Source organism: Limnohabitans sp. TS-CS-82 (assembly GCF_002943475.1).
This window is the reverse complement of sequence record NZ_PTQX01000005.1, coordinates 153,262-174,921: the sequence shown is the minus strand read 5'-3', so window position 1 is coordinate 174,921 and position 21,660 is coordinate 153,262. Positions and strand designations below refer to the sequence as shown.

Below are 21,660 nucleotides of genomic sequence, written 5' to 3'. Positions count from 1 at the left end.
GGCTTGGGCATTCGCGATGTCGAATTTGGCTTGGCCATTTTCAACGGCAAAGCCGCATACGACGACACCCAGTGGCTGGCCATGACTGGCTCGGTCGGTGGCGTGGACCTGATGCTGGGCTTGCCAGATGACCTGAAATTGCAGGTCTACAACTTGGGTGTGGACTTGAACTTGGTCAGCCACACGGCGGCCACGGTGGCTGCACCTTTGGTTCATGTGGCCGGCGCGGTCACGGTGGATGCCAACCAAACAGCCGCCTTGGTGCTGGGCACCGACGTGTTCGGTCAAGGCGGTGAGGCTCTGACTGTCACGCTGAACCTTGAGGATGCCAGCAAGGGCAACCTGTCGCTGGGCGACATCGACTTGAAGGCGCAAGACGTGCTGCCTTTGCTCCGTGAAGCAGCGACCAACATCACCCAAGTCAGCAGCTTGATCGTGGCCGGTGTGTTCACGCAAGGTGATCTGCTGGTGGTCAGCGGTGTCAGCGAGACGCCACTGAGCTACACCGTGGCCAAAGAGGATGTGCAAGACGCACAGGGCGCTGCTTACACAGCCGCGCAAGTGCAAGTCAAGCTGGCCGCTAAGTTGCGTGAGTTGATCAACGACAGCAACGCGCAAGCCACGGTGGTGGCCAGCGGTGCAGGCGCTGTGATTCAGTTGGAGGCCCAGGAGAGCAGCACCGAAGGTGTGTTCACAGTGCAAGTGACGGTCAGCGGCTTGGGTGACCTGTTGCGCGTCGACAGTGCGGTGGCCGTCAAAGACAAGATCCAAACTCTGACGCTGAGCGGCAAAGCCGCTGCGTTGAGCAACTTCTTTGGCTCGCATGCCGCAGACACCGGCCTTCGCTACACCACGTTGGACGCGAGTGCGCAGGCGTTGAATTTGCTGGTGGTGGGCGAGGGTGGCTCGACCACCGCCAAGTTGTGCATCAGCAACGTGGACTTGAACGATGCCGACACGTTGAGCCAAGGCTTTGCCGACGTTCAGCCCGCCATCGTTGGCTTGTCTGGCAAAGCTTGGGTCACGGTGGATGCACCGTCCGAGCTGGTGTTTGACGAGGCCGACTTCGCGGTGTTGGGCAAGGCGTCTGCCGATCGCTTGTTGAGCTTGACGTTCACCTTGCCAGCGCCTGCGACGGGCACCACGCCTGTGGGCAGCTTGACGGCTGTCACGGCTTTGACCGATGGCATCGTGATGAGCGGCAACGCCCAAGCCTTGACGTTGGTGGGCAATGCGGCCAACTTGGCCACGTTCCTGAAAACGTCGGGCAAGTTGCTGTACACCGGCCAATTGACCACGCTCAACGCCAGTTTGCAACTCGCCGACAACACGTCTGCATCGTCATCCGTGACAGTGGTTTTGGTGAAAGACCAAGTGATTGACTTTGCCGATCGCTCCACCGAATCGCTGGCCAAAGACCAAGCGATTTCTGTCACCACTGGCACCGGCCAAGCCTTGCAACTCACGCACGACGGCGCACGCGGCGAACTGATGCGCGCTTCGGGCGGCATACAGTTGTCGTTGGCGGGCTTTGTGCACGCAGGCGGCACCTTGGCGATTGAGAAGTCGTCACAAACCGTGACGCTGGCCGACGGCAATTCGGTGCAAACCGACATGTTGACGGTGGGCGGCACAGACCTGCAAATGTTTGTGGGTGTGGGCGGACCCTACCGCACTGACACCAATGGCGATGGCCTGGTGACCTCTGACGACGACAGCAATGCCAGCGCCATCGGTCTGTCGGCTGTGGGCGGCGAGTTCGCCTTGGGCTTGTTCTATGAAAAATCGTTGACCAACCCACGCAATTGGGTGGCCCTGCAAGCCTCGTTGGACGAAGTGGCTCTGGTGGGGGTGCCCGGCATCACCGCCGTGGGGCACGACATTGCGGTGGCGATCAATTTGGTCAACGGCGTGGCGGCTGGCAGTTCTGCCAACACCCAAGTGATTAACTTCGCTGCCAAACCGCTGAACGTGGCCACGGGCTACGACACCACCGCTGTTTTGGATATGGCCGGTAGTCAAGGTCAGTTGATTCGCGCCAGTGGTGGGTTTGAGCTCAACGTGGGCGACTTTGTGTACGTCAACGGCACGTTGGGCTTTGAGAAATCAGCCACCACCGTGACGCTGGCCAATGGCACCGATGTGCTGGTGGACAGCCTGACCGTGGGCGGCGCACAGCTCAACGCCTTTGTGGGCGTAGGCGGTGCCTACCATGTGGACAGCAACCGCGACGGCGTGATCAACGGCACCGATACGCCGAATACTTCGGCACGCGGTTTTGTGCTGACCAACGCCGAGTTCGCCTTAGCGCTGCTCAGCGCACAAGATGTGACTGTGCAAAGTACGGACAGCGCTGCCGTCAAGCAGCTGAAGCAAAACACGCTGAACCTGGGTAGCTTGGGCTGGATGGGCTTGGAAGTTTCGGCCGACCAAGTGGGCTTTGTGGGCGGCGACGCCTTGACCATTGAGGCCAAGAACCTGTTGGTGGAAGTCAATCAAGTGTTTGGCATCAGCGGCGCACAAGACGCCAGCCAGTTGGTGGTCGACTTCGCTGCAGCCCCGATGGACGTGCTGACCGGAACGGGCACAACCCGCACCTTGAATGTGGACGGCGACAAAGGTCCGCTGATCCGCGCGACCGGTTCGGTCGAAATCGCTGTGGGCGACTTCTTCTACGTCGGCGGTGATCTCGGGTTCGAGAAGTCCACCCGCGACTTGGTGCTCGAAGACGGCAGCACGGTCAGCCACGATGTGATGACGGTGGGCGGCAGCAACTTGCAAGCCTTTGCCGGTCTGAATGGCGGCCCGTTGGTCGACACCAACCTAGACGGCAAGATTGATGCGACAGACCTGCCTGGCCTTGAGGCCGTGGGCTTTTCGCTCTCCGGTGTGGACTTTGCGCTGGTCATTGCCAGCGAACGTGAGGTGGTGCGCGCGGCCTACAAAGACGCGCTGGATTGGTGCGATGTGGCGGTGTCTGACACCCTGCAAGTGGCGATTGCCAGCGGCACCACAGGCTCGACCACTGCAGGCATTTACTTGTCTAAAGACGCAGGCAAAACGTGGGCGCAGTCGGACGCGCCGACTGATTGGGTCTATTCCTCGGTCACCGTTTCTGCCGATGGCCAAATTATTGTGGCCAGCGTGCGCGACGGCGGCATTGTGCGATCAAGCGATGGTGGCGAAACGTGGATCACCACCGGCGCCGTCACTGACCGCTACACCGATGTGGCCTTGCTGGACGGGAATGTGCTGATGTCGCTGGACACCCAGCGCATGCGTGACATGGCGGTTCTGACCCTCACGGGTCAGGTCAAAACGGGTAACGTCATTGCCGTCCAAGTACAGGGTTATGCCCCTGTGTTTTACCGCGTGGTGGCGGCTGACCTCAAAGATGGAAACTCGACCGCGAGCGCAGACAAGGCCTTGGCCAATGTGACACTCAAGTTGCGCGATTTGTTCAACGCCATGCCTGGCAGCCAAGTGACAGCGGTGGCCAATGGCACGTCCTTGGTGTTGGCAGCGAAGTCAGGCAGCGAAGGTTTTGCCGGCATTGGTGTCGGTAAAAATGCCAAAGATCTCCAAATCACGGGCACGCAAGAAGCAGGTGTCAAACGCGCACAGACCGATGCAGTGTTGTTTGACGGTACTTACGCCGTGGGTGACACGATCACGCTCAAAGGCATAGCCGAGGTGGATGTGGTCTACAAGGTGGTGTCCAACGACTTGACGGTCAAGGGCGACGGCTCAGGCGGCAAAGCCAGCTCAGCGCAGACCATCGCCAACATCACAGCCAACCTGCGCAAAGCGATTTCAGCTGCCAATGGTGTCAAAGTTGACGTCAGTGGTTCGGATGCACTGATTGTGTTCAAGGCCAAAGCTGAGAATGCCGCGTTCACGCTGGTGGCGACTGAAACGGCCGCTAAGGGCAGCTTGCAACAAACCCGTTCCGACATGCTGGTCGGCTTGGGTGGCAGCGTGCGTTTGGCAGAAGGTGCAGCCAGCACTTGGACCGATCAACAGTCCTACAGCAACATTGGCAGTGCCAATTGGTCCGCTGTGTCTACCTTCAATGGCGCAAGCCAAGCCTTGGTGGCCTCGGCTGCAGTGAGCGTGTCTGGCATGCCAGGACGCTTGTATTGGGTTGATTTAGCGAGTACCGACCGAGGTGCCGCTGCGACCCATTGGCATGACATCACACGCAACATCGAAGACAACACCAACTGGGTGGCGGTGGATGCCAACGAAGGTGTCGCCGCAATAGATGGCACGACGGCTGTGCCTGCAGGGCGGATCTTGCTGGCGGCAGCGTCGGGTGGTGCGGTCTACTTGGCCGATACGACCCATGACGACTGGACCTGGACTTTGGTGTTGCCAGAGGCCGATTGGACGGCGGTCGCTGTGTCTAACGATGGCAAGACTTTGGTTGCCAGCGCGGGCGGCAGTGCCGGTATCTTGCAGGTGTCTAGCGATGCGGGTGTGACGTGGCGCGAAGTGACTGGCTCAGCCGGTCTGGATTGGCGCTCGGTGGCGATCAGTGGCGACGGCAAGTCGGTCACCGCGGTGGCCAAAGGCCAAGGCATTTACACCTTCACTGTGGTGGCCTCTGTGGCTAAAGCCACGCGTGTGGCGCTGGAAGCCAGTGCGGCTTCTGCCCGTTTGGTTGGCGTGCAAGACGTGACGATCGCGGTGCGCGACGTGGGCGTGAGCATCAACTTGGCTGACGCATCCACGGGGCGAGTGATTGATTTTGCGTCGTCTGATTTCTCGGTCTTGACCGGCCCGAACAGCGCGCACTTGATGACCATGGACGGTGCAAACCACGAAATGCTCAGCGTTTCTGCGGGCGTGACGATTGAGCTGGCCAACTACGTTTACTTAGACGGCACCGCCGCGTTTGAAAAGCGCAGCGACCGCGTGACGCTGGCCGATGGCACTCAGGTCGAGGTGGATGCCTTGACCGTGGGCGCCGCCAATGTGAGCGCGTTCGCTGGTTTGGGCGGTGCTTACCGTGTGGACACCAATGCCGATGGCGTGGTGGATGACCAAGACTTGCTGAACCCCGACTCGGTGGGCTTCTCGCTCAGCGATGTCAACTTTGGCATGGGGCTGTTTTACGCCCAAGAAGGGCAACTCAATGCTGCCAAGAAGAGTTTGGACGGCGTGCGCTGGTTGGCCTTGTCGGTGAATGCCGGCGCGGTGGATGTGGTGGGCATACCTGATCTGACCTTGGCTGCTACGAACTTTGAGGTGCAGGTGAACCAAGTGCACAACTTGGCGGCAGGCACGGATGCTGCTGATCAAGTGATTGACTTCTCTGCCAATGCCTACGCGGTTCGCACAGGCTTGGACAGTGAACTTAACCTTGAGATGGACGGCGACTTGGGCCCACTGCTGCGGGTGCAAGGCGAGGTGACGGCGCAAGTGGGCGACTTCTTGTCGCTCAATGGCGCGATCAGCTTTGAACAAAGCACCAAGGTGCTGACCTTGAACGAAACCGCAGACGAGGTGCAACGTCTGTCGATTGCAGCCAGTTCAAGGACCCAGCCAGCGCTCGATCCGACGAAGGCCGCAGGCTATCGATTGGCATTGGTGCTGGATGGCAAGACCTACACCACGGCCAACTTGTCACGCGACGCCAGTGCGCAAAGCGTGCAAGACGCCCTCAACACTGCCTTGCAAGGCAGTGATGGGGCCGTGTCGGTTGAACACTCAGCTACATCGCTGGCTCAGTCTGAGGCGATTCAGCTCACAGGTAGTTACACCGTGGGTGACAAGATTGTTTTGAGTGGCTTGGCCACCAAGTACCTCACCTACACGGTCACCAGCAAAGACTTGCAACTCAATACCAAAGGGAAAACGGGTAACGAGCTCGCGGCTCAAGTACGTAACAACATTGCAGCGAATGTGCGTGCGATGGTCAATGGCGCTGCTGGTGGCAAGGTGTACGCCTATGGCGATGCAGACATCATCACCTTGGGCGCTCGCAGTGTGGGTACAGCAGGTGCATTCGCATTCAACGTGAATGTGATGAAAAACCTCTTCACCAATGCTGCGGTGGACATGTTGTCGCAGCGCGCCAGTGCCGCAGGTTCAGACCTTGCACAACGCGAGTTGCTGTTGCTCAGCGGCGACTACGCCGTGGGGGATGAAGTTGTGCTGTCGGGTGTGGCTGACGAGGATGTGATCTACACCTTGGTCGCAGAAGACTTCACGCGTTTTGGCAATGGCCGTGGCGGCGTGGTCTCGGGTTATTGGGTGGCCCACAACGTGGCTGAAAAACTGAAGCTGGCCTTGGCCGATGCTGAAGGTGCTTTGGCCACCGCCCAAGTGGAAGGCGCGTTCATCAAGTTCACTGCCGTCAAGGCTGGCGTGGCAGGGGCGTTTGAGTTGAGCGTGAGCTTGCCTGAATCGGCCAGCATGTTCTTGTCGCAGGCAGCGCGTGACGACTTTGACATTCGCTTCACGGAAGGCTTCGCTGGCAAGGACCAAGCAACGCTGACAGTCATTGCCGCCAGCAAAACTGGCGCTGCGGCCTCATGGCTGCAGGCCAATGCCAGTGTGGTCGAGCAAGAGCAGGGCGGTGTGGCCAAGACGGTGCAAAGCCACGTCATGGTGATTGGCGGTACCGACATCAACGCCCGTGTGGCGACCGGTGCCGATGCCTCGGCCTTGGGTCTCGAACTCAAAGGTTTGTCGTTGGGCATGGCCTTGGCCACGCCGACTGACACCACTGACGCACGCAGCTGGCTCACGCTCAAGGCGCAGGCCAACAGCTTGACCGTGCTGGGCACACAAGCCATGGGCGTGACTTTGTCGGGCACCAACTTGGGTCTGCAATTCAACATGGGTTTGGGCAATACGGCCGAGGGCAAAGCCAACACCAGCACGGTGGATTGGAGCCAGACGCCGATCACCCTCAAACCCACCGCGACATCGACCGCGGTGACTTTGGACCTCAAGGGCCAAGTGTTCGACGTGGAAGGCACCATGAGTTTGGCGTTGGGCGACACCTTGTCGGCCAAAGGCACGGTGGTGTTGTCGCGTCAAGAAATTGACGTGACGGTGGGCGGACGCACAGAGTCCGTCAAAGGCTTCTATTTGGGGGCTTCAAACGTCTCGGCCACGGTGCAAGGCATTGCGGTCGAGAACGCGGCCTTGGCTTTGGCGCTGTTGCGCCCCGCTGACCCAGCACCGGGCGACACCCGCAGCTGGATGGCTGTGAAGGCCAGTGTGAATTCGGTCAAACTCAATGCGGCGCAACTGGGCCTACCCGACGATTTGCTGGACATCGAGGCGCGTAATTTGGCACTCGAGATGAACCAAGCTATGGGTTACCAAGGCGGCATCGCTAATACCCAAGTGATGGACTTGGGCACCACAGGCACAGGCACCACCTTGGTGGACCGTGGCTTGCAAGTGCGCACGGGCGGTGCCAGCACCACCAAGCTCGACTTCAGCGCAGACGCCGCCGAGTTCTTGCGTTTGGCCTTGGACGCGACCTTGAACATCAGCGATGTGGTCAGCGTCAGTGGCACCTTTGGTCTGGCCGCTTTGGGCTTGCGCGGTGCGACGCTGGACAACGGCAGCCGCCGCAATCTGCGCACCACGTTGCTGACCGCGCAAGGGGTAGATGTGCAACTCGGCCAAGGTGCAGGCACCGACGCCTTTGTGGGGGTGTCCCTGCAAGACGCCAGCATGGGCTTGGCCTTGTTGCAAGACCCGAGTGGTGGCGCCAGCTTCATTGGCTTGCAAGCGACTGCGGCGAAAGCCAGCTTGGACGGCGTGGCAGGTCTGACTTTGAACGGCTCGCAGATGACCTTGAACGTCAACGTGGGTCCAACCTCCGGTGCCTTGAAGGGCCGTGTGGTGGACTTCAGCCAAGGCGATTTGGATGGCAACGGCGTCAACGATGGCGCAACACTGCTGATGCTGCAAGGCAAAGAAGTCGCCTCACTCCGTGCGAAAACTACGCAAATTCAGGCGCAAGGCACCGTGACGGTTGAGTTGCGTGCGCCGGATGCAGCGGCGGATTCAACCGCGATGGTGGCCGGCAGTGCCACGGTTCGCTTTGAACAAACGGGCACGGGCCCGATGTTGATGGCCGCGACAGGTTTGAAGGCGACGGTGAATGTGGCGGGTCAATCCGCTGGTATCGTGGACGGTCAGCTGGGTGTGGTGTTGCCAGGGCAGGGCTACGCCCTCGACCTGCAAGCCACCTTGAGCTTGCCAATTCCTGGCCTGCAAGGCGTGGCCTTGATGGGCGATGTGAACTTGGCCATGAACCGCACAGGCAAGGCGGTGAACCAAACGATCACGGTCGGAGACCAAGACGTGACGGTACGTTTCGCGACGACCGCTGATGTGACGACCTTTGGCATCACCAACTTGGATGCGTCCATCGGTGGTGCTTTGGGCGAGGCCCTCAAAGGCTTGGCCAGCGAGATGAACAAGGCCAGCGCCTATTTGCTGGCCGACAAAGAGTTGCCTTTGGTGGGCCAATCTTTGAACGACTTGCTTCAGATTGCTGACGAGCTGAGCATTGGCACGCATGTGGGCAATTACTTGAACCAGGACAGCGCCAAATTTGGCGCGCTGGGTGTACCTACTTTGCGCGGTTTGGAGGCCTACCTCAAGGCCAACTGGCAAGCGGGTAACGGTGCTTCCGGCCTGCGCTTTGATTTGACGCAGACCGGTTTGGCCTTTGGCTTCACGGGCGACATCAAAACCCAACTCAACGACATTGAGCTCAACCTCGAAGGTGCGTTGGGCAATGTGGGCGTGGGCATCAATGGCCAAATGTTGGTGGACGCCAGCTTTGAGGCGGCACTGGACTTCGACTTCAAACTCGATTGGTCCAAGGGCTTTGCTGCCAAGTTGGATGTGCGCGAACTCAGCTTTGATGGCAGCTTGTCGGCGCAAGATGTGATCTTGAACGCCAACCTCGGCCCCTTGGGCTTGAGCATTGGCCGTGTCGATGACCCCACCGTCAATGGTGTGGCCGGTCAGACATGGCAGCGCGCTAGTTTGGACGCGCGACTTGCGGGCGATTTGAGCTTTGTGAACGGCAAACTCACCGTCAACGCGCCTGCGGCTAAGAACTACTTTGATGTGAAGTTGCCGATATACGCCAGCATCGCGGGCATTGATTTGGCATCGGATCCCGCGACCTCGCCGTTGATCACGATTTCGGCCAGTCCCTTGGCGGGCAAGTTCGATGTACAGGCGAAAAACCTGGACCAATTGGTCAAGTTCAACAAAATCAGCGTGGCTGACTTGATCACTGCGCTGCCCAATATGTTGAGCTACTTGCAGACCATTGATGTCGACAGCCTCGGCTTGTCGGGCTTGCCGTTCATCGAGCAGTCGGTGGGCGATTTGCTCGATGTGGCCTCGGTGTTCCAGACGCAGGTGATTGACAAGGTCAACTTCAACCGCGAGATCAAACCTTGGAAAGCGTCCACGGGCGACAGTGCCAAGGCCACGGGTACATTGGCGGTCACACCTAACAGCGCTTCAGCATTCACCGTGACACAGGGCGCTGCATCTCTCACAGGTGCTGCCGCTCAGTTCTCCAGTGCCATGGCAGGTTATTGGGTCACGCTCAAAGGCGTGAACGCCAAGGGCGAAGCACGTAGCCAGACCTCACAAATCATGAATGTCACGGCGGATGGCTCGGCCCTCAGCCTGACCAACAACTTTGCAGAAGACCTGCAAAACGTCAGTTACAGCGTGCACCAGAAGATCGAGCAGATCCAGACGGTGGACGAGTTCATCGATGCCGTGAATGTGTCGGGCTTGTTGGGTGACCAAAAAGTGACCTACGACGTTGCCAGTGGTGATGTGCGCATCCCCGTTCGCTTCAAAGGTGCGCTGGCGACTTTGGAGACGCCGATCAATTTGGGCTTGGGGACAGACAGCCCCATCAGCTTGACCACCTCGGCCACCGGTTCGGTGGGCGTGAATATTGAGGCTGGTTTCGATCTGATCTTGGAGCTGGGCGGTAGCAGTTTTGGTCTGGCGATCGACCACCTGTCAGCCAGTGCCGGCATTGCTCTGGCGGTGACCGACCTGACCGTTGCGGCACAGATGGGCTTCTTGGGCTTGCAAGCCGGTGGTGCGGGTTCCGGTTCCGGTGTTGTGTTGAACGCGCAAGCCACCATTGGTTTGGACCGCACCCGCAACGCAGAAGGGGGCACACGTTTTGAGGTGTCAGAGCTGCTGAGCAGCGCCGCCTTGAACAGCATCGTGGTGGGCGTGTCAGGCGACGCGTCGGCCAGCCTCAAAGGTCTGACCGTCAAGGCGGGCAGCGCCAGCATGGAACTCGGCGACGACTTGGAGTTGGGCCTGTATGTGCAAGATTTGCTGAACTGGAGCCAAGTTGAAGTGCGCACGTCGCCGTTTGACTTAGCGGCGTCCATCAAAGACGGCAGCGTGCCACAAGGCGCTGTGGTCGTGGTCTTGCCTGATTTGGGTGGCTTGTTCGATGTGAGCAACTTGACCTTTGCTGACATGGTCGAAGCGGTTCGCTTTGGTTTGGAAACCATCGACCAAATGGCGGCCGACCAGCCGTTCTACACCGCACAACTGCCGATCATCAACAGCTCTTTGTCAGAGTTGATGGTGCTGGGCGACACCTGGTTGGGCAATTTGCAAGCCATCATGGACGAGCCTGTCGGTGGCTTAGATGCGGCTGAGCTGGCCATTGAGAAGGCTTTGGGCCTGCCTGAAGACCTGCTGGACTTCAGTATCGACACCCTCACGGGCAAGTTGTTCTTGGACGTCAATTTGGAGGTGGACTACACCAACCAGTTTGGTCTGAATTTGGACTTGGCATCCTTGGCTTCGCTGGCCGGTGTCAACCTGCCGGATGGTTTTGGCGAGTTCCTCGATGCGTCGGGCAGCGGCACGGTGGCCTTGGCCGTCGGTGCGGATGTGCAATTGCGCTTGGGCTTGACTCTGCCCAAGAAGGGCCAAGCGGCGGGCATTGCCATCGAGGACTACAACGACGTGACAGAGAAGGGTACGCGCTTGGCGCTGACGGCCCGCATGGTGGCGCAGGACGTCAACCTGAACTTCAAGGTGGGACCTTTGGAGATGGGCGTCAAGGACGGTTTGATCGCCATGGACGCTGACGGCCAGGTGTCTGCACCGGTCGATGGCAAAGCTGTGGCGGAAGCGCCGGCCGCTTTGACGGTCACGTGGGTGAATGGCAAACCCGTGATTGAGGCGATTGGTGCGTTGGACATCAAGATGCCTTTGGCTGCCAAGATTTTTGGCAAAGAAGTGAAGATTGGCCTGCTGCAAGTTGCCACCAATCCTGAACTCGGTGGCAAGGGCCTTACGGCTTTGGTCAGCGAGTTGGCAGGCACTGCGCCCGCCGATGCGCCTGACGCATTGGTGGTGAAGCTGCCCGACTTTGATTTGGCCTCAGCCGGCCAGAACACCCTGATGCAGTTGCTGTACGACCCCACCAATGTGTTGGACGGCGTGGACATGGGCTTGGGTGCCGTGCAAGACCTGTTCCAAAGCAGCGTAGCGGTGGACTTGCCGTTCATCGGCACGGGTCTGGCCAGCACGGGCGAATTGATTGCCAACTTGCGTGCGGGCTTGTTGCAAGACCTGCGCACCAAGCTGTCGGGCGAAGGCAAGCCGGTGGAGCTGATACGTGAAGAATTGTTCAAGGTCTTCAACAGCTTGGGCATTTTGCAAGAGCAAGACGGTGTGGCTGGCATCACGGCGAACGATGTGTCAGTGGGCTTCTATGGCACCACGGGCAAGCTGGTGGCCACTTGGCAACCGGGTCGCCCTTTGCCAACCGGCGGTGTGGACTCGATCCGCTTTGACATGAACTTGGGTGGCCGCATCTTGGGCACAGGGCTGGATATTCCGCTGAACTTTGACGTGCCTGGCTTTGAGCTGGACATCGACGGCGGCTTCTCCTTGGCCGCCAATTGGGCGTACGACTTTGGCTTTGGCTTGTCGGCTTCTAAGGGCTTCTTCTTGGGCACCAACATGGGCGCTGAGGCCAGTACAGCTGAGTTGCGCATGAATGTGGAAGCCTTCTTGGATGGCGATCCGAAAGATGCGGATTCGGTGACGGCCTTTGAAGGACGCGGCAAAATTTTGTTCTTCGAAGCCGCAGTCATTGACCACGACATCAGTGCTGAGGAAGGTTTCCAAGGCAGTGGGCTGCGCGGAGAACTGACCATCGACTTGAAGGGCAACACTGCAGGTCAGCTGACGCTGGACCAAGTGCTGTCAAGCCCGCAAACGGCCTTCAAGGCGGACTTTGGTGTTCAGGCCAACCTTGACTTGGGTGTCACGCTCAGCGCGGTGGGTATGCCTAGCTTGAAGAGCGACTTGGTGGTGGATTGGGGTTGGAAGCTGGGCGATGCTGCTTTGCAGTTCCCAGAGATTTCCATCGAGAACATCACGCTGGACATGAAGTCTGCGGTTGCCGACTTCTTGCTGCCGATTGCCAATGCCGTGTCCAACGTGGCTGCGCCATTCCGCGATGTGGTGGATGCGTTGACCGCACCGATGCCGGACTTGGGTGTCTTGCTTGATCCGGCGCGCGAAGCCTTGGACTTGCCAAGCGATAACACCTTGCGTGGATTCATCGACACGGTGAACGAGTTGACCCGCAAGGCTCAGCCTAGCTTGGGTCTGCAGCGCATCGATTGGTCGTTCCTAGACGCGGTGAAGTTTGCGCTAGATATGCCTGACGCCGTGAAGAGCTTGCTTTCTTTTGGCTCCGGCATGGCCATAGGCAGCATCTATGGTTTGGGGACCGACAACGTGAGCTTTGTCAAAGGCGAAGCATCCTCGGCCAGTACCAAAGACAACCAAAGCAACAACGACTTGCTGAACGCGATTGCCGGCATGACTTCAGAAGCCTCAGGCGGGTCTGTCAGTCAGACCAGCCGCTCGGGCTTGCAGTTCATGCCTTACCTGACGGACATTGGCAACTGGGCCAAGATCTTCAGTGGTGGCAGTGCGACCTTGTTCACTTATGAGCTGCCGTTGATGCAGTTTGATTTCAAGTTTGACCAGATCTTGGCGAATATTCCCGTGCCTCTGCCCCCTCTGGCGTGGTTGAGTCTTGAGATTGGGGCTTTGGGTCGGGCGTCTGCCTTTGTGGACTTGTCCTTTGGCTTTGACACATTTGGCATTCAGAAGGCCATGTCCAATGGCAATCCCTTGTCGGTGATTGACGGTTTTTATGTCAACGACTGGACTTTGCCCACCTTGAAGGACAACAAATTCGTGGCTGGCACAGGTGGCCTCGAGAAGCCCGAGTTTGGCTTGACGCTGGAAGCGGGCTTGAAGGGCGGTATCAGTGTGGGTGTTGCGTCGGCAGGTGTGGGCGGATCCATTTCGCTCAAGATCACGGCGGACATGAACGACATCAAGACGGGCACGATTGCACGCGATGCCAACGGTCAGGTGACCAGCGTCAACTACGTGGGCGACGGCAAGGTCCGCTTGTCCGAAGTGGCCGCGATGATGTTGTATCCGGGTGTGATTCCCTTCACGCAGCAAAGCACGGGTTTGCCAGGCGGTCCTTTCAACTTGTTTGATTTGAGCTTGCAGGGGTCGCTCAAGCCTTTCATTTACGGCAAGGCGTTGGGCTTTGAAGCCAAATTCACGCTGTTTGAGATCAAGTTACCAGCGTTGAATTTGTCTGCGCCCACGGTGATTCCCGAGTTGGGCCGCTTAGACAGCGCAACCGGTGTGCTGACCCTGAACATGGGTAGCCGTGCCAGCGATCGTCTCTTCCTGACCACCGAGGACGTGGCGGAGAGCGTCATCTTGAGCGGCTCAGCCGCTGGGGTGGTGGATGTCGAATTTGCGGGCTTCTTGAAGCACTTCACTGGTGTGACGCAAGTGGTGGTCGACATGGGTGAGGGCAACGACACCTTGGACGCCTCGCGTGTGCTGAACAACGTCTATCTTGACGTGCGTGGCGGCGATGGCAACGACACGGTGATGCTGGGCAAGGGCGGCGGCCGTGTGTTTGACTTGTTGGGCAACAACACCCTCAAAGCGTTGGCCACGAGTGCCTCGTCCGTGACTTTCATCACTGGTGAGGGTGACGACAAACTCTTCGGTGGCTTGGGGAGCGACACCTTGTTCGCAGGTGCCGGTTCTAACCAGTTGACCGGTGGTGCTGGCGACGACACCTTGTACGCGCTGGCCGGCTTGAACCGTTTGGTGGGTAACGACGGCGCTGACCGTTATGTGTTCATCGGTGGTTTGGGCAACAACACTTTGGTGGAGTCGGGTGCAGAGCCCACAGACTTGGACTTCTCGGGCTTCATTCCCGATGAAATTCTGCGCGTGATTGGCCCCGCTGTGGGCGCGCCTGCGGTGTCTATTCCTGCGAACTTCAACGTGGCGCGTGATGCGAAGTCACGTTTGGTGTTCTCAGGCACCCCCTTCATGGGTGACGCATCGGTGCCGATGGCGGTGACCTTGTCGGCAGCGGATGGGGTGTTCTCTTACGACGTGCTGGCCAGCGATGGCATCACGGTGTCTGGGCCGGACAATGCGCGGATTTTCAGCGGCTCGGTGGCGAACTTGAACACGTTCTTCACCAACCCTGACAAGGTGTCGTACACCTTCGCTTCCGAGGACGTGACGCGTACCCTCACCGTGACCGTGATGCAAGCGGGCTTGTTGAACCAAGCCACAGCCACTTTGACCGCCGTGGATGCGTTCACCCCAGAGTCGGGCAGCAACCAGGGCTGGGCAGATTTGGCTGTGCGCGGCGATGTGATGGTGGCCGTGTCCAATGTGGACAGCACACAGATGGGTATTTATGTGTCGCGTGACCAAGGCGGCACATGGACATCGGCGCAGTCGCTGGCAAACCGCCCAGAGGTGCAAAGCTCCACGGCATCAACGGGGAATGTGTTGATCACGCAAGGCACCGTTAATTTGTTTGATGGCGCGAGCGACACGGTGTATGTGAACAGCAGCACTGTGAATCCAGGCTTAACGTTCTCGTTGCACAACACAGAGGTTCTGCGCGGTTTGCAATTCACTTCGGGTGCAGATGCGCCTGAGCGTGATCCAACGCGTTATGCCTTGTACGGTGCCAACGAAGCGCTGGATTGGGATGACACGAGCTGGAAAAAAGTGGCCGACGGCGCCACGAATTTGACGGAAACACGCTTGGCAACCAGCAACGTGAGTTTTGACAATGCCAGCAGCTTCAAGTACTACAAGTTGGTGTTCACCGAGTTACGTCCGGTTATGGTCAAGGCCGTGGCTTCGCCTGCCGCAATCACCAAAAATGCGGAGAGCGTGGAAAAAGCGATCGACGGCAGCACGGGCAGCAAATATCTCAACAGCAACAAGGTGGATGCCGGCTTACTCGTGACCTTGTCAAGCGCATCCATCGTGCAGTCGCTGACCTTGACCACGGCCAACGATGCGTCTGAACGCGACCCGATGCGTTATGTGTTGTTGGGTTCAAACAGTGATTTGGCATGGGCTGATGCGACTTGGTCGCAAATTGCCACAGGCCAGACGGGCCTGAGCACGGACCGCAAAGCCACCAACACTGTGAGCTTCGAGAACACGCAAAGCTTCAAGTTCTACAAGTTGGTGCTGACCGACTTGCGCAACGCGAACACGGCCAATGGCATGCAGGTGAGCGACGTGAAGTTGGGCAATGCGCTCAGTAGCAACAACGCTGTGACCAACGCAGTGCAGTTGGCTGAACTGGGCTTGGTCACCGGCTTGTCGGACGTGGCCTCGCCTGGCATGGTGGCGTTTGAACAAAACGCTTCTGCGGCTCTGGATGGCAATGCCAGCACCAAGTATGTCAATGCCTCCAAAGCCGGTAGCGGTTTGATGACGGCGTTGCAAGCGTCGCAGGTGGTGACAAGCATTGACTTCACCAGCGCGAACGACAAGTCCGAGCGCGATCCAACCCAGTTCGTGTTGTACGGTTCGAACACGCCGTTGACATGGGGCAGCACGGCTTGGACCCAAGTGGCCAATGGCGCGACGGGTTTGACGACCGCTCGCGGTGAGATCAAAACGTCCAGCTTTGCAAACACCCAAAGCTTCCAGTACTACAAGATGGTCTTTACCGAGTTGCGCTCGGCCAAGGATGCGACGGCGATGCAAATAGCCGGCGTGCGTTTGGACAGTGCGTTGCCAGTGGGCCAAGGCTTTGACCATGTGTCGATGTCGCCAAATGGCCGAATGATTGCCGCCTTGTCTAACGCAGGCGTGTTGGCAATTTCACGCGATGCGGGCAGCACTTGGTCGATGGTTCAAGCCCCTGCAGACGACTACACCGATGTCTTGGTCACCGATGACGGCCGTGTGATGTTGGCGGACCGTGCGGGCAGTGAGCGTTACAGCTACAAGAACTTCTTGGGCTTCACGATTTGGGATACGCGCGATACCGTGGGTTCGTTACGTGAACTGGCGACAGACGGCAGAACCTGGACGACAGCCAAGCTGCCAAGCCGTAACTGGAACGACTTAGTGCTCAGCGACGACGGCAAAACTGTGCTGGTGGCGACAGGCAAGGCGGCCAACGGGGCTGCAGCCGGCGCGATTTTCCAAGGTGTGATCACGGCGGGTCAAGGCCTGAGTGGCATCACTTGGACGGATGTCACGCGCAGTGCCTTGAGCAACGGCGATTGGTTCTCTGTGGACATGGACGCCAGCGGCAAGCGTTGGGTGGCATCGACCGTGGACGGCAAGATTTTCTATGCCGACACCACGCAAGCGGCTTGGACGTGGCAGGCCGCCGGCACGATGGGTCAAGACACCCGCGTGGCCATCAGCGATGACGGCACAGCCCTGGTCGCCACAGGTTCGGGCGCCAACGGTGGCGTCTGGGTGTCGGGCGACTTGGGTAAGCGCTGGGTGCGCTCGGCAGGGCGCGGCGAGATGGGGGTGACGGCCGATAGCAATTGGGTAGGCGCTTCGATCGACGGTAAGACGGGTGTGATCACGGCCTTGTCCAAGAACAATGCGATCTTGCGTTTTGCGCCAACGTCTGTCACCGCTGCAACCAACTTGCGTCTGCCAGAGGTGTTGATGGTGGCTGGCAATGAGATGACGCCGTTGACCTTCCCGCTGGCTTCGCTTTACGACGCTGACTTGCTCAAGACTTCTGTGGCGGGCGACAGCACGCCTGTGGTGTCGGTGCAGTTTGATGTGACGCAGGGCGGTTTCGGTGTGTCGGGTGCGGATGCAACACGCTGGGGTGTGGCGGTTGCTGCGACGACCTCGGGCGTCAAGCTCACGGGCACGGTGGCCAAACTGTCGAGCTTCCTCGCCGAAGTGGGTAACTTGCAGTTCGTGCCGGGTCAGGCCGGTGTGCAAGGCCCGCTGGTGGTGACACTCAGCGACGGCATCAACACCACGGTGCATGAAGTGCCCTTGGTCGTGCAAAAGCCAGTGGCGCTGAAAGCCTCCTATAACGCGGGCAACTTCGAGATTTTGGCCTCAGGCGGTAACGCCTTGCGCTTGAACCGCAGTCCGCTGGACGAGGTGCGTTTGGGCTTGTTGTCGGATGAACTCACCGTGGTGCGTCTGTCGGACACGCCGTTGGTGGTGCGTGCGTCGGAAGGGTCCGATGAGATTGTCTTGAACCTGGGCAATACCGTGGCAGCCGATGGCTTGGCGCGTGTGTTGCAGCTCAAGGATGTGTCAAACGCCACCAATACGACCACTGAGTTGCGTGATGACACCTTGACGCTCAACTTCAAGCCCTTGGATAAATCGAGCACCAAGAACGTGGTGACTTTGAGTAATGGACAAGTGGTGTCGGGCATCGAGAAGATCGTCTGGGACGAGACCTTGGGCACTGTTCACCTGGTGGGTGACACCATCGTGATCAAGCCGCAGGGCGATGCCGTGATTGACTTGGGTCACACCAAGTTGGTGGTGGATGCCAAACGCCTGGTCGTCGAGGGAGATTTGCGCGTGATGGATGCCGGCCACATCCAGCTCAATGTGAGCGAAAGCATCACGTTGGCTGGACTCAAACAATACGGCGTGGATGGTGCTGCCGACAGCAACTTGGCGGTGCAAAACGTGCTGTCCAAAGATGCCGCCGGCAAGGTGTTGGCGCAAGTGATTCAATCCGTCAAGATCGCGATCCCCGAAGGCGGCGGCGCTGTGGACTTGACCGCATTCGCTTCACCTGGTTCAGGCTTGCAGGTAACGCCAGAAGCTGGGGTTGCCATTTCCTTGGGTGGAAAGGGCGGTGGCTTGTCGCTGGATCCGAGCAAGTTGGTGGGTATTCCAGCGCTGGTCATCGGCTCCTCGGGCAGCGCGAACCCGATTTCCATGGGGGGCGGTGCGTCAACCCTAGCCGTCTCGGTGCCTTTGGTGATTCAGTCGCAAGGCACAGGCGGTCGTGTTGAGGTGGCTGGCACTGTCAAGGGCAAGACGCTGCAAATTTTTGGTCCCGGCAACACCACGGTGTTCTCGGACGGCACTTTGCTGTCATTGAGTGAAGGGGCCTTGATCAACGATGCGATTCGCTTTGATGGCACGGTCACGTTGTCCATGGGTGACGCGGCAGTCGACATGGCGGGTGATTTCCATGTGACCGGCCGTGTGAACGGCGGCACGGGCGATGCAGATGTGTGGGTGTTGTCTGCTTACGAAGGCAATATCGCGATTGACGGTCGCGTGGGTGGCGGTATCGGTTACAGCCACAGCACGACCATCGTCAGTGGTGGCCAGTCGTATGCCGACGGTGTTTACAACGAAGTGGTGCTGCTAGGCGGTAAAGGCTCTGGGGCAACCGCCAACATCACCGTCGCAGGTGGTGTGGTGACGCAAGTGACTTTGGTGTCGGTTGGCGGGGGTTACGAAGTCGGTGATGTGCTGACCGCTGCGCGTTCCAGTTTGGGCGACTTGGCCGGGGTGGCTTCAGGCTTCAAGTTGCAAGTCGATGCCCTGTCTGACGTGGAAGGTATCACCGTCAGCGACGCGATGAATGTGACTTTTGGCGAGCGCGTGTATGTGGATGGCGACATCACCATCAACGCGACTGGCAAGGTGGTGTTCTCAGGTGAAGTGGTGCTGCTTAACGGCGGTCAGCTGATCATCAACGGGACGCAGGAGGTCGAGTTCCTCAACGGCATTCGTTTCGAGGCGGACACTGCGGGCCACAAGGGCGCACTGAAAGTCACCTCGAGCAATACCTCGGTCAGCTTCTTATCGGGCTTGTTTGCAGGTCAGAACGATGCGATGGCTTGGTCTGGCGTGACAACACTTGACTTGCAAGCCCCAGAGACCGCCGCACAAAAGGGTAGTTTGTCGGTGGTGGGGGTTGATTTGGTCCTGAGTGAGGCCCCAGGTTTCGCCAATTTGAATCTCAACCTCGACGCCTTGACGCTGGATGCACAAAGTTTGTCCATGCCTGCAGCGAGTGCGGTTGCGGTGAATATGAACGTGGGCACTTTGGACATTTCTGCCGATGCTGGCGTGGGTGCGGCCGGTGCCTCTTTGAAAGTGAACGCCGAGCGGATTGTGGCGAAAGCGACCGATGGCGATGTGTTCCTAGAAATCACAGGTTCAGAGTCTGTCCTGCTGGATGTTCAAACGCGTATCTCGGGCACCGCACACATCAGTGCCACCCAAGATTTGCGTTTGGATGCCGTCAACGTGCTGAACGCGACCCATGTGAGCCTGAATGCGCAGCGGGATCTGCAGTTGAACACGACCAGCACCGATGGCTCATGGGTCTTGGGTGCGGTGCGCCATATGCAGATCAGCAGCACCGGGGCGACGGTGTTGGGCAACACCACGGTGGGCGGTTCGCTCACTGTGACCAGTACCGGAGCCATCAGCCAAGTTGTCGCGTTGAACGTGACCGGCGACAGCCAGTTCACGGCAGCAGGCCAAACCATCACGTTGAACAGCGCCAACGACTTCGGTGGTGCGATCAGTTTGACAGCGTCTAGTGCGAGCCTGAACGATGTGAATGCATTGGATCTGGGCACCGTGAATGTGGGCAACCTCAGCGTGGCAGCGGCAGGTTCAGTGACGGACAGTGGCGTGTTGACTGTGAGCGGCAACAGCCAGTTCACCGCAGCAGGCCAAGCGATCACGCTGGACAACGCCAACGACTTTGGTGGCGCAGTCAGTCTGACGGCGACGAGCGCAATCCTGAATGACGTCAACGCTTTGGACATGGGCGCATTGAATGTGGCTAGCCTGAGCGTGACAGCTGCAGGTGCAGTGACGGACAGCGGCGTGCTGACTGTGAGTGGCAACAGCCAGTTCACGGCAGCAGGCCAAGTCATCACGCTGGACAGCGCTAACGACTTCGGTGGTCTGGTTGTGGCTCAAGCGCAGCGTGTGGTGGTTCATGCGGTGACGGATTTGAATGTGTCGCTGACGGCAAATCAGATGGACTTGCGCAGCGCCCAGGGCGATGTGAACGTCACTTTGTCTTCAACGGGCCCCGTGAATGCACATGTGGTGGCTGAGGGCAAGGTGTCGGTGATGCACGCTGGGTCGTTGGCATTGGCCTCTGGGTCGATTTTCGAATCTAAAACCGACGCCATTGCGATCGTCGCGACCGGTGACTTGCTGGCGTCTGGCACAACGCTGCTGGCCCAATCTGCCTTGCTCAAGTCGGACCACGCCATCAAGGCGACAGCGCTTGAGCATGCGGCGCCCGTTTCATTCACAGGCGAGTTGCGACTTGAAGCGGTGAACGGCATCGGTGGGTTTGGCTTTGAGCGTGTGCTGGTGAAGGCATTGACGGCTGATGCCAGCGTGAGCGCACGCAACTCCACCAGCGGTGATGTGGTGATTGCGGGGCAGAACGGCTTGACCGTTTCTGTGGCCGGGATTACTTCAGAGTCGGATGGTTGGGTGGGGCTAATGGGTGGTGCGGGCAACATCACTGAGCTAGGCCAAGTTGTGGCTAGCAGTCACAACGTGGTGCGAATGACGGGGGTGACTTGGATGCCGCCTATCAATCCAAATGGCGCACGCGCGATCACGATGGTCGCCGAAGCACTCAAGAGTGGTTGGTCCCCTGTTGCTCAGCTATCGCCTTTGGCGCAGATGAACCAAAGCTTGGCCAAGAGCTGGACGGCCAACACGACGGCACAAAGTGGTGAGCAAGCGTCGAGCGCCAAAGCCGAGGTGTTGGTGACGAAGGCGCGTGTCCAACTGGGTGAGGTGATGACGCACGCGACGAGTTCCAACTCGGCCAGCGTCATGGCTAGCCCTCAGTCGACCGCGCAGTTCCTTGAGTTGGCCATGGCCGCTTCGCAGCAGGGACAGCAACCTGCAGTGAACGACAAGGAAACGTTGACGAGTTGGATTGTTCGAACGTCACCTTCTGAGGCGAATTCAAGTTCGGAATCGACGCGAAAGTCGACGCCACTGGCTCGTGAGACGCCCACTCAGGCTGATGCGGCCAATACCTTGCCAGCGGCCCAAACGCCTGTCAGCCCATCGGACACGGCACCCGTCGCGCCTTCCGACAGCGCATTGGAGCAACCTACCTCCGGTGTGCGCTGGTTGTTGCCTGAGGGCGATTTGTCGCAGTGGGTGGGTTTTGGGGTTGAACTTGCTCAGCCTGCCTCTGACAGCGCTGGAGCCTCAGAGTCAAGTGTTTTAGAGAATTTGGAGGGCAAAGATCAAGGTTAA

The 21,660-nt window shown here is 58.9% G+C and carries 1 protein-coding gene (only partly in view); it reads left to right on the top strand.

From position 1 onward, the window contains the following. Positions 1-21,660: the final stretch of a glycine-rich domain-containing protein gene (locus C5F52_RS12620; RefSeq protein ID WP_104798714.1), read on the top strand. The gene continues 40,197 nt to the left of window position 1, outside the view; 21,660 of the gene's 61,857 nt are visible here — the last part of the coding sequence; its start codon lies off the left edge, out of view; it ends in the stop codon at positions 21,658-21,660.